This is a genomic window from Pseudomonas sp. CGJS7 (assembly GCF_036961695.1).
Window position 1 is genome coordinate 1 of record NZ_JBAMDI010000218.1, and the last position, 10,513, is coordinate 10,513.

The 10,513-nt window shown below is 68.8% G+C and carries 11 protein-coding genes; 1 reads left to right on the forward strand and 10 read right to left on the reverse strand.

From position 1 onward, the window contains the following. From hisIE to V7787_RS50955, 9 genes are all read right to left on the reverse strand, one after another. Positions 1 to 656 (reverse strand): bifunctional phosphoribosyl-AMP cyclohydrolase/phosphoribosyl-ATP diphosphatase HisIE (hisIE, locus tag V7787_RS50915; RefSeq protein ID WP_336095139.1); only part of this gene is annotated, 656 nt, incomplete at its 3' end. Continuing rightward, positions 656 to 1,447, reverse strand: coding sequence for an imidazole glycerol phosphate synthase subunit HisF (gene hisF, locus V7787_RS50920; RefSeq protein WP_336095140.1), 792 nt, complete (start codon positions 1,445 to 1,447; stop codon positions 656 to 658). The genes hisF and hisIE, both read right to left, overlap by 1 nt. Then, complete coding sequence (gene hisA, locus V7787_RS50925) at positions 1,441 to 2,190, reverse strand: 1-(5-phosphoribosyl)-5-[(5-phosphoribosylamino)methylideneamino]imidazole-4-carboxamide isomerase (RefSeq protein WP_336095141.1); 750 nt, start codon at positions 2,188 to 2,190, stop codon at positions 1,441 to 1,443. The genes hisF and hisA overlap by 7 nt, the downstream gene beginning before the upstream one ends. Before the next feature lie 2 nt (positions 2,191 to 2,192). Beyond that, positions 2,193 to 2,801, reverse strand: coding sequence for an imidazole glycerol phosphate synthase subunit HisH (gene hisH / locus V7787_RS50930; protein WP_336095142.1), 609 nt, complete (start codon positions 2,799 to 2,801; stop codon positions 2,193 to 2,195). Beyond that, on the reverse strand, positions 2,801 to 3,967 hold the full coding sequence (gene hisB / locus V7787_RS50935) for a bifunctional histidinol-phosphatase/imidazoleglycerol-phosphate dehydratase HisB (protein ID WP_336095143.1): 1,167 nt from the start codon (positions 3,965 to 3,967) through the stop codon (positions 2,801 to 2,803). Before hisB ends, hisH begins: the two co-directional genes overlap by 1 nt. After that, positions 3,964 to 5,064: a histidinol-phosphate transaminase gene (hisC, locus tag V7787_RS50940; RefSeq protein WP_336095144.1), complete on the reverse strand. Its 1,101-nt coding sequence runs from the start codon at positions 5,062 to 5,064 to the stop codon at positions 3,964 to 3,966. The genes hisB and hisC overlap by 4 nt, the downstream gene beginning before the upstream one ends. Positions 5,065 to 5,113: 49 nt before the next feature. Continuing rightward, entirely contained in the window at positions 5,114 to 6,463 is a 1,350-nt protein-coding gene (gene hisD / locus V7787_RS50945; RefSeq protein ID WP_336095145.1) for a histidinol dehydrogenase, read from the reverse strand. Beyond that, a complete protein-coding gene (gene hisG, locus V7787_RS50950; RefSeq protein WP_336095146.1) occupies positions 6,460 to 7,374 on the reverse strand; it encodes an ATP phosphoribosyltransferase in 915 nt (304 codons plus the stop codon). Before hisG ends, hisD begins: the two co-directional genes overlap by 4 nt. Positions 7,375 to 7,439: 65 nt before the next feature. Continuing rightward, positions 7,440 to 7,751: a YerC/YecD family TrpR-related protein gene (locus tag V7787_RS50955; protein ID WP_336095147.1), complete on the reverse strand. Its 312-nt coding sequence runs from the start codon at positions 7,749 to 7,751 to the stop codon at positions 7,440 to 7,442. A gap of 304 nt (positions 7,752 to 8,055) precedes the next feature. Between V7787_RS50955 and V7787_RS50960 the strand changes: the two genes are divergently transcribed. Then, positions 8,056 to 9,915 carry a sensor domain-containing diguanylate cyclase gene (locus V7787_RS50960; protein WP_336095148.1) on the forward strand — a complete coding sequence of 620 codons (1,860 nt, stop codon included), beginning with the start codon at positions 8,056 to 8,058 and terminating at the stop codon, positions 9,913 to 9,915. A 9-nt stretch (positions 9,916 to 9,924) separates the two neighbouring features. On the opposite strand, the gene V7787_RS50965 is transcribed toward V7787_RS50960, so the two are convergent. Beyond that, positions 9,925 to 10,473, reverse strand: coding sequence for a prolyl hydroxylase family protein (locus V7787_RS50965; RefSeq protein WP_336095149.1), 549 nt, complete (start codon positions 10,471 to 10,473; stop codon positions 9,925 to 9,927). Between the last annotated feature and the right edge of the window lie 40 nt (positions 10,474 to 10,513).

Below are 10,513 nucleotides of genomic sequence, written 5' to 3' on the forward strand. Positions count from 1 at the left end.
TCGGCCCCGCGATGCGGCTTGCCATGCCGCTCGCGCAGCACCGCCACCGCATCGGCCAGCGACAGCCCGCGCGCGCGCAGCAGCACTTGCAGGTGGAACAGCAGATCGGCGGCCTCGCCGCACAGCGCGGCATCGTCCTGGGCCACGCCGGCCAGGGCGGTTTCCACGCCTTCCTCGCCGACCTTCTGCGCGATCGAGCGCAGGCCCTTGTCAAACAAATGGGTGGTGTAGCTGCCGGCCGGCCGCTCGATTTCGCGCCGATGGATCAGCGCATCCAGCTCGCCCAGAAACGCCAACTCATCGCCGGGCGCCTGCTCGAAGCAGCTCTCTCGGCCCAGATGGCAGGTGGGCCCGTGCGGTTGCGCCCGCACCAGCAAGGTGTCGCGGTCGCAGTCGGTTTCCATCGAGATCAGGTCCAGGAAATTGCCCGAGCTTTCGCCCTTGGTCCACAGCCGCCGCTTGCTGCGGCTGTAGAAGGTGACGTGACCGCTGTCGAGGGTGGCGCGGATCGCGGCGCGGTCCATGTAGCCGAGCATCAACACCCGCAGCGTGGCCGCGTCCTGGACCACGGCCGGGACCAGGCCTTGCTGCTTGTCCCAGTCCAGGGCCTCGATGTCCTGCCCGCTGAAGGCGACCATGCCCGCGCCCGCGCTCATCAGTGCAGCTCCCGCACCGGCACGCCCTGCTCGCGCAGGCTGCGTTTGAGTTCGGGAATGCGGATGCTGCCGGAATGGAACACGCTGGCGGCCAATGCCGCGTCGACGTCGGCTTCGCGGAACACCGCGCCGAAGTGCTCGATCGCGCCGGCGCCGCCGGAGGCCACCAACGGCACCTCGCAGATCGCCCGCACCGCGCTGAGTTGTTCGATGTCGTAACCGCTGCGCACGCCGTCGCTGCCCATGCAATTGAGCACGATCTCGCCCGCGCCCAACCGCTGCGCCTCGACCACCCAGTCCAAGGTGCGCTTGGCCAGCGCCTGGGTGCGCGAGGGGTCGCCGGTGTATTGGCGCACCCGCCATTGGCCGTCGGGATCGCGCAGGCTGTCGATCCCGACCACCACGCACTGCACGCCGAACTCATCGGCGATCTCGCCGATGAGTTCAGGACGCTCCAGCGCCGGGGTGTTGATCGAGATCTTGTCCGCGCCGGCATTGAGCACGCCGCGCGCGTCGGCCACCGAACGGATGCCGCCGGCCACGCAGAACGGGATGTCGATCGCGCGCGAAACCCGCTCGACCCAATCGCGATCCACGCTGCGCCCCTGCGGGCTGGCGGCGATGTCGTAGAACACCAACTCGTCGGCGCCTTCGTCGCGATAGCGCAACGCCAGCTCGACGATATCGCCCATGTCGACGTGGTCGCGAAAGCGCACGCCCTTGACCACGCGGCCGTCGCGGACGTCCAGACACGGCACGATGCGCCGGCTCAGTGGTGTGGTGGTCAGCAACGGCGTACCTGCTTGAGCGCTTCGGTGAGTTGGAACCGGCCTTCGATCAGCGCCTTGCCCAGCACCGCGCCGCTGCAGCCGACGTTGTCGGCGGCGACGATGTCGGCGATGTCGCGGATGCCGCCGGAAGCCTGCAGCAACACGTTCGGCGCGATCTCGTGGATGTGTTTGTACAGGTCCAGGTTCGGACCGGTCATGGTGCCGTCGCGGGAAACGTCGGTGCACAGCAGATGGCGCAGGCCGGCCGCGGCATAGCGTTCCAGCAGCGGTTCCAGGCGCACGCCGCTGTTTTCGGTCCAGCCCGCCACCGGCAACTCCCAATCGCCGGTCTCGGTCTGGCGCACGTCCAGGGCGATAGTGATGCGTTCGGAACCGAAGCGCTTGAGCCAGGCGATGACCAGGTCCGGGTCCTTGACCGCGAGCGAGCCGACCACGACCCGGTCGGCGCCGGCGTCGAGGATGGCCTCGACATCGGCCTCACTGCGCACGCCGCCACCGGTCTGCACGCGCATCCAGCTGGAGGTGGTGATCGCGCGCAGCAGCGGCGCCAGGGTGTAGCCGCCGTAACGCGCGGCGTCCAGATCGATCAGGTGCAGCCACTTGGCGCCGGCTTCGGCGTAACGGGTGGCCAACGCCAGCGGTTCGGTCTCGTAGCGCGTTTCCTGGGCGTAATCGCCCTGGTGCAGGCGCACGACCCGGCCGTCGCGAACGTCGATCGCGGGATACAGAGTGCTGTTGCCCATGTTCACGCCTCCAACGCCAGGAAGTTGGCGAGCAGGCGCGAACCGACCGCGGCCGAACGTTCGGGGTGGAACTGCGCCCCGAAGCAGCGACCGCGTCCGGCCACGGCGGTGAAGCGGGTGCCGTAGCTGGCGCTGGCCAGGGTGTCGGGGGTCAGTGGCGCGGCATAGCTGTGGACGAAATAGGCCTGGTCGCGCTCGCCGATGCCGGCGAGCAGGCGCTGGGCGCCGGCCGATTCATGCTTCTGAAGGAGATTCCATCCCATATGAGGCACACGTACTCCTGGTCCTGATTGCAGCCTGGTGATCCGGCCCGGAAGAAGGCCGAGGCACTCGACCTCGCCCTCCTCCGAGGACTCGTACAACAGCTGCATTCCCAGGCAGATCCCGAGCAGCGGCTGCTGCAAGCGGCGGATCGTCGCGACCAGGTCCAACTCACGTAACCGTGCCATCGCGGGGGCGGCGGCGCCCACGCCCGGCAGGATCACGCGATCGGCGGAGGCGATCGTCGCAGGGTCCGCGGTCAGAATCGAACGCGCACCCAGCCGCTCCAATGCATAACGCACCGAGCCGATGTTCCCCCCCCCCGAGTCGATGACAGCCACAACCGTCATCACAAAACTCCTTTGGTGCTCGGCAGTTCACTCCCTTGACGAGCGACGGCCTGACGCAGCGCGCGCGCTACGGATTTGAAACAGGCCTCGATTTTGTGGTGATCGTTATCACCCTGGACGTTCAGATTCAGGTTCAGGCCCGAGGTTTCGCACAACGAACGGAAGAAATGCGCGAGCAGCTCGGTGGGGAAGTCGCCGACGCGTTCGCGGGCGAAACTTCCGGAAAACACGAAGTACGGGCGCCCGGAAAAATCCAGCGCGGCGCGCGCCAGGGTTTCGTCCATCGGCAGGATGAATTCGTGCGAAGACGGCAAATTTTCCGCAATCGATTCGCTCGAATTCGACAGCGTCGCCGCGCCGGATTCGGCGCGCGGATCGAAGCCGTAGCGGCCGATCCCGCGCTTGTCGCCGAGCGCCTCGCGCAGCGCCTGGCCCAGCGCCAGCGCGCTGTCTTCGATGGTGTGGTGTTCGTCGATGTGCAGATCGCCCTCGCAGCGCAGCTCCAGGGCGAAACCGCCGTGCTTGCCGAGCTGTTCGAGCATGTGGTCGAAGAAACCCAGGCCGGTGTGCACGCGCGGTTCAGCGGCGCGATCCAGATCCACCGCGACCTCGATCCGGGTTTCCTTGGTGTTGCGCCGCACCCGCGCGGTGCGCGGACGGTCGGCCAGGGCGTGGGCGATGCCGGCCCAGTCCCACTGCCCGCCGAACTGTTCGGTGCGCAGCTGGAACGCGCGGATGCCCAGGTTGGCGGCGAAGCCGTTGTCGGTCTCGCGGTCGCCGACCATCGCCGAGCGCTCCCAGTCGATGCTGCGATCCTTCAGCAGCGGCAAGGCCAGACCGATGCCCGGCTTGCGCGTGGGCAGGTTCTCGCCGGGGAAACTGGTGTCGATCAACACTTCGCGGAACACGATGCCCTGGCTTTCGAACACCTGCATCATCAACTGGTGCGGGCCGTCGAAGCTCCAGCGCGGATACGCCTCGGTGCCCAAGCCGTCCTGGTTGGTGACCATGACGAACTGATAGCCGGCGTCGCGCAGCTTCAACATCGCCGGGATCACCCCGCGCACGAAGCGCAGCTTGGCGAAGCTGTCGATCTGGAAATCGGCGGGCTCCTCGATCAGGGTGCCGTCGCGATCGACGAACAGAATCGGCGTCAGCGCGCTCATGCGGCCGCTCCGCAACGACGCGCGACCCGGGTCAGCACTTCGGTTACCGCCGCGTTCTGCTCGGGCGTGCCCAGGCTGATCCGCAAGGCGTCGCCGAGCTGCGGCGCGTGACGGAAATCGCGCACCACCACGCCGGCATCGAGCAGGCCGTCGAACGCGGCCTGCGGGTCGTCGAAACGCACCAGCAGGAAATTGGCCTGCGAGGGATACACGCAGCGCACGCCGGGCAGCGCGCGCAGCGCCTGGGCCAGCTTCTCGCGCTCGCTCATCGCGGTGGCGGCCCGCGCCTTGGTGGTGTTGAGCGGAACTTCGGCCAGCGCGCGCAAGGCCAGACTCACGCACGGCGTGGGCAGCGGGTACGGCGCCTGGCAACGTTGCAAGGCCGCGATCAGGCCCGAGTCGGCGATCACGCTGCCGATCCGCGCCGCCGCCAGCGCATGCGCCTTGGACAAGGTGCGCAGCACCGCGATATTGCGTTGCCGCGCCAGCAGGCTCACCGCCGAGGCGCCGTCGGCGAACTCGATATAGGCCTCATCGACCACCACCAGCGCGCGGCCGCGCAAGCGCTCGGCCAAGGCTTCGATCTCGGCCAGCGGCAACAAGCTGCCGGACGGATTGCCCGGCGAGCACAGGAACACCAGCTTGGCCTGCTCACGTTCGGCCGCTTGCGCCACCGCGGCGAAATCGCAGACGAAGCCGGCCGGCGTGTCGCGCAACGCGACTTCGACGATGGCGGTGCCGTGCAGGCGCGCGTTGACCGCGTACATGCCGAAGGTCGGCGGGGTGATCACGATCGCGTCGCCGCCGGGGCGGCAGAACGCGCGCACCAGCAGGTCGATGGCTTCGTCGCTGCCCCGCCCCGCCAGCAGTTGCTCGGGCGCGCAGCCGTAGAGTTCGGCCAAGACCTCGCGCAGACGCTGCGGCTGCGGGTCGGGATAGCGGCGCGACGCGCCTTCGCCGTCGGCGACGCTGGGCCAGGCGGCTTCGTTGGCGTTGAGCCAGACCCGGCCGTTGCGCTTCTCGCTGCGCGCCGAGCTGTAGCCGGCGAAATCGCGCAAGTCTTCGCGCAACAGTTGCTGGGGATTGTCGTCGATCATGTCTGCGGGTTCGCGCCTGATGCTGTTGCCGTAATACCGGTATTTCCGCTCAGGCCCGTTCGGACCGAGCCCCCTTCGTTTCTTCGGCCCGCGCCAGATGGCGCTCGCGCACCGCGACCGCCATGAAGTGCGCGTCCAGGCCCTCGGCCGCGGCCAGTTCCATGGCACAGCCCCCGATCGCCCGCAGCCCGTGCGGCTGCACTTCCTGCACGGTGATCGCGATCTGGAAACTGGCCACGTTCAGACCGCCGGCATAGCGTGCCGCGCCGCTGGTCGGCAGGACGTGATTGGTGCCGCTGCAATAATCGCCGAGCGCCTCGGGCGCGTAATCGCCCAGGAACACCGAGCCGGCGGTTTCCACCTCGACCAGCCGCGCGCGCGCATCGCGCAGGGCCAGGATCAAGTGCTCGGGCGCATAGCGATTGCTGACTTGCATCGCCGTGGCGATGTCGTCGACCCGGATCGAGCGCGAGGACTGCAAGGCGATGCGCGCGGTGTCGGCGCGCGAGAGTTCGGCCAGTTGCCGTTCCAGCGCGGCATCGACCGCGTCGAGCAAGCCGGCATCGTCGCTGAGCAGGATCACTTGCGAATCCGGCCCGTGTTCGGCCTGCGACAGCAAATCGGCGGCGACGAAATCGGGCTGCGCGCCGGCATCGGCGATCACCAGCACTTCCGACGGGCCGGCCGGCATGTCGATGCCCGCGCCGCCTTCGATCAGCGCCACCTGCCGCTTGGCTTCGGTCACATACGCATTGCCCGGGCCGAACAGCTTGTCGCACTGGCCGACGCTTTCGGTGCCGAAGGCCATCGCCGCGATCGCCTGCGCGCCGCCGATCTTGAACACCCGCTCGATGCCGCAGCGACGGGCCGCGTACAGCACCGCCGGATCGGCGCTGCCGTCGCGGCGCGGCGGCGTGCACAGGGCGATTTCGCGGCAACCGGCCAACCGCGCCGGCACGCCGAGCATCAACGCGGTCGACGGCAACGGCGCCGAACCGGCCGGCACGTACAGGCCGACCCGGCGGATCGGCCGCAGGATCCGTTCGCAGCGCACGCCCGGCGCGGTGTCCAGCGCGTAAGGCTGGGTCATGCCGGCCTGGTGAAAGGCAGCGATGCGTTCGGCGGCTTCGTCGATGGCCGCGCGCAGCGCCGGCGCCAAACCCGCTTCGGCTGCGGCGAATTCGTCCTCGCTAACGGCGAAGCGCTCCGGCGCGCCGCCATCGAAACGTTCGCCATAGCGGCGCAGCGCCGCGTCGCCGTCGGCGCGCACCGCGGCCAGAATCTCGGCCACCGCCTCGGCGGTGCCCTGGCGGGTTTCCTGGGCCGGACGGCGCAGCACCCGCTCGCGCTGCTCAGCGTCGAGCGCGCTCCACTGATAGCGTTGCATCAGCGCGCTCATGCCAGCATGCCTTCCACCGGCAACACCATCAGCCCGCGTGCGCCGGCGCGCTTGAGTTCTTCCAGCCGCTGCCAGGTCACCGCGCCGTGGCACAGCGCCTGCAGGGCGATATCGTCGCTGCTGTCCAGGCGCATCACCGTCGGCGCTTCGGCATCGGGCAGCATCGGCAACAGTTCGTCGAGCAACGCGCGCGGCGCCTGGAACATCAGCAGCTTGCTGTTGCGCACCCGCAGCGCGCCGTCGAGCCGGCGCAGCAGCAGATCGGCCAGTTCGCCGCGCACGTCGTCGAACTTGTCGACCGGGCCGGCCAGCACCGCCTCGCTTTCGATCAGGGTCTGCACCGCCTTGAGCTGGTTGGCGCCGAGGGTGGCGCCGCTGGAGACCAGATCGCAGATCGCCTCGGCCTGGCCCAGACGCGGCGCGATCTCGACCGAACCCGACAGCAGCACCACCTGCGCGTCCACGCCCTGCGCGGCCAGCCACTGCGACAGCAGCGCCGGGTAGCTGGTGGCGATGCGCTTGCCGGCCAACTGCTGCGGGCCTTCCCACTGCCACGCATCGGGCACCGCCAAGGCCAGCCGGCAACCGCCGAAACCCAGCGGGCGCCATTCGCGGAACGCCGGCGCGCGGCCGTTGCTGCGGCGGTCGCCGTCCTGTTCCAGCAACACGTTGCGGCCGACCACGCCCAGGTCGCAGACGCCGTCGGCGATCAGACCGGGGATGTCGTCGTCGCGCACCAGCAGCAGATCCACCGGCAGGGTTTCGCCGTAGCAGAACAGGCGGTCGCGGCTTTCGCGCCAGCTCAGGCCGCAGGCCGCGAGCAAGGCGCGCGCCGGCTCGGCCAGACGGCCGGACTTCTGGATCGCGATGCGCAGGCGGTCGCGCGCTGCTGCGCTGGCGGGAGGGCTCATGAACGGGTCTCGGAAGAAGTGGGGTGCGGTACTGAAAGCGGATCGGGGCGGACGGACGCGGGCCGTCAGCGATGGCGCGCCGCGCGCCGGTGCAGGGCCGCGGCGTAACCGCCCGAGCCGCGCTCGAACACCCGCGCCACCCGGCCGATGGTGGTCACGCTGACCTGGGTGCGGTCGTGGATTTCGCGGTACGGCACGCCCTCGCTGAGCAGGGGCACCACCCGCCAGCGGTCGCTCATCGCTTCCAGCTCGGCCGGCGTGCACAGGTCTTCGAGGAAGGCGCGCACTTGTTCGGGCGTGCGCATGGCGGCCAGCGCCGCGGCCAGGTCGGCGATCGAGTCTTCGTTCTGGTCGATGTCGGAGGAGCGGCGTTTCATCGTGGAGAACCTTGGCATGCGGGGCGCCGGAGCGGCTCCGGCGCGTGTTCATCGTCGTTGCTGCCGGCGCGGCGGGGATGGCGGGAAGACCGGCCGGCGCGCTCAAAACTGAACGAATGCGTTAATGTACTAACGCGTTAATACATTAACTATCCGCCGAACGGTAGTCAAGCCGGCCTACACGGCGACGAATTTGCGTTAAGAAGTCAGGCATGCCCCCGTGCCTCGCCCGCCGCTCCCCCACCGCCCCACCCCGCGACGACGCAATGGCCTGCGTCGACACCCCTGCAAGGAAGTGAACCCGATGTTTTCCCGCGCCCCGAGCCGCCCGCATCCCCGCGCCGCCGCGCACAGCTGGCTGCTCGCGGCGCTGTGCCTGATCGCCGCCTGCTGGACCCAGGCCGCGGCGGCGCAGAGCGTGCTCGACCTCAACCGGTCTACCCGCGAGGTCGCGCTGGCGCCGTTCACCGCCTACTACCACGACCGCGACGGCAGCCTGGATCTGACCGGCGCCAGAACCCTGCTGGCGCAGAACAAGTTCAAACCGCTGCCCGACAACAACAGCTCCTTCGGCTTCCAGCCCGGCGCCTATTGGTTCCACGTGGCCGCGCTGAACCGCAACGCCGAGGTGCCGCATTGGCTGCTGGTGCAAGGCTTCGCCCTGAGCGACCGGCTCGATGTCTACACCCAGCCGCGCGGCGGCGCGATGAGCCACCAACTCGGCGGCGACAGCCAGCCGTTCAGCGCCCGCGCGATCCGCTACCGCCACCCGAATTTCCAGATCGACCTGCCGCCGGACCAGATCGTCGACATCTACGTGCGCGTGCAAAGCGAAAGCTCGATGCAGGTGCCGCTGACCCTGTACACGCCCAACGCCTTCACCGAACTGGCGCGCGACGCGCAACTGGGCATCGGCCTGTACTACGGCATCCTGGTGGCGCTGTTCTTCTACAACCTGGTGCTGTGGCTGACCCTGCGCGACAGCAGCTACTTCTGGTACCTGTTCCACATCTGCGCGTTCGGCCTGGTGCTGCTGACCCTCAACGGGCTGGGCTTCGAATACCTGTGGCCGAACTCGCCGTGGCTGGCCGATCACTCGGTGCCGCTGTCGATCTGCCTGGCCCAGGTCGGCATGCAGCAGTTCGCGCGCAACTTCCTGGAACTGCAGCAACGCTGGCGCTTCGGCGACTGGATCGGGCTGGGCATGATCGGGTTCTTCGTCGCGCTCGGCATCGCCGCGACCCAGATCCCCTACCGCGTCGCCACGCCCATAGCCTCGGCGGCGGTGTTCGTCAGCATCGGCTGGATCGCGGTGGAAACCATCGTGGTGATGCGCCGCGGCTACAAGCCGGCGCGGCTGTTCCTGCTGGCGTGGTCGGCGTTTCTGCTCGGCACCGGCATGTTCGCGGCGATCGCCTTCGACCTGCTGCCGAAGATGTTCATCACCGAGTACGGCGTGCAGATCGGCTCGGCCCTGGAAATGCTGTTGCTGTCGGTCGCGCTGGGCTACCGCTACGCCTCGCTGCGCAACGAGAACGAACGGGTGGTGCGCGAGGCCAAGGAGCAGTTGGAACACAAAGTCGAACAGCGCACCACCGAGTTGCGCGCCACCCTGGAACAACTGGAAGACGCCCACACCCGGCTGCGCGAAACCTCGCAGCGCGACGCGCTCACCGGCCTGCACAACCGCAGCCATTTCCGCGAGGCCTTCGAGGCCTTGCTGCACCGTTCGCGGCGCCAGGGCCGGCCGCTGGTGCTGATGATGATCGACCTGGATCACTTCAAGCAGATCAACGATCACCACGGCCACCTGGTCGGCGACGAATGCCTGCGCTGGGCCGCGGGCCTGATCGCGCAGGTGCTGATTCCGCAGCACGCGTTGCTGGCGCGGTTCGGCGGCGAGGAGTTCGTGGTGGTGCTGCCCGATCACGACCTCGACAGCGGCGCGCAGGTGGCCGAGCAATTGCGTCTGCGCCTGAGTTCGCAGCCCTGCCCCAGCCGCAGCCACGACATCCCGGTCACCGCCAGCATCGGCGTGCACGAGATCGCGCCGGACTCGGACATGGGCGTGGAAGCGGCGCTGCAGTTCGCCGATCAGGCGTTGTATCTGGCCAAGGCCGAAGGCCGCGATTGCGTGCGGGTGTGGGGCGCCGCGGCGGCTTGACCGGCTCGATCAGGCGCCGGGCGCGTACATCACGTCCGAACGCAGCGCGTACTTGATCCCCTGCTCCACCGCCGCGCCTTCGTGCCAGGTGTCGTGCACGAACAACAGCGCATCGCCGATGCGCGGCTCGACCCGGAAACCGCGGAACGCGGTATCGCCGCCGACGAAGCCGTCGTTGAGATAGACCAGCAAGGTGAGCTTGCTGAGGCGGCCGTCTTCGCTCCAAGGGCCGTCCTTGTGCATGCGGAAGCGCTGGCCGGGGCCGTACTTGTAGAAACGCAGCGCGCGCGGCAGGCCGACCGCGGTTTCGCCGTCGAGCGCGGGCAAGCCGGCTTCGCTCAGGCGCTGCCACAGCGTGTCGATCCACTGCGGCGATTCGAACACCACCCGCTCGTTGTTGCGCACATGGGCCATGGCCTTCTGGCCGCCGTCCGCGGTGCGCACGCCGGCGGGCTCGAAGCCTTGCGCTTCGGCCAAGGCGACCAAGGCCTCGCATTCGGCCGGGCTCAGCAGGCCGGCCAGGGTGAAGACGGTATCGGTGTGATGAACGACGTGCATGACGGCGATCCTTCGGCCGCGAGCACGGCCCACGACAAAC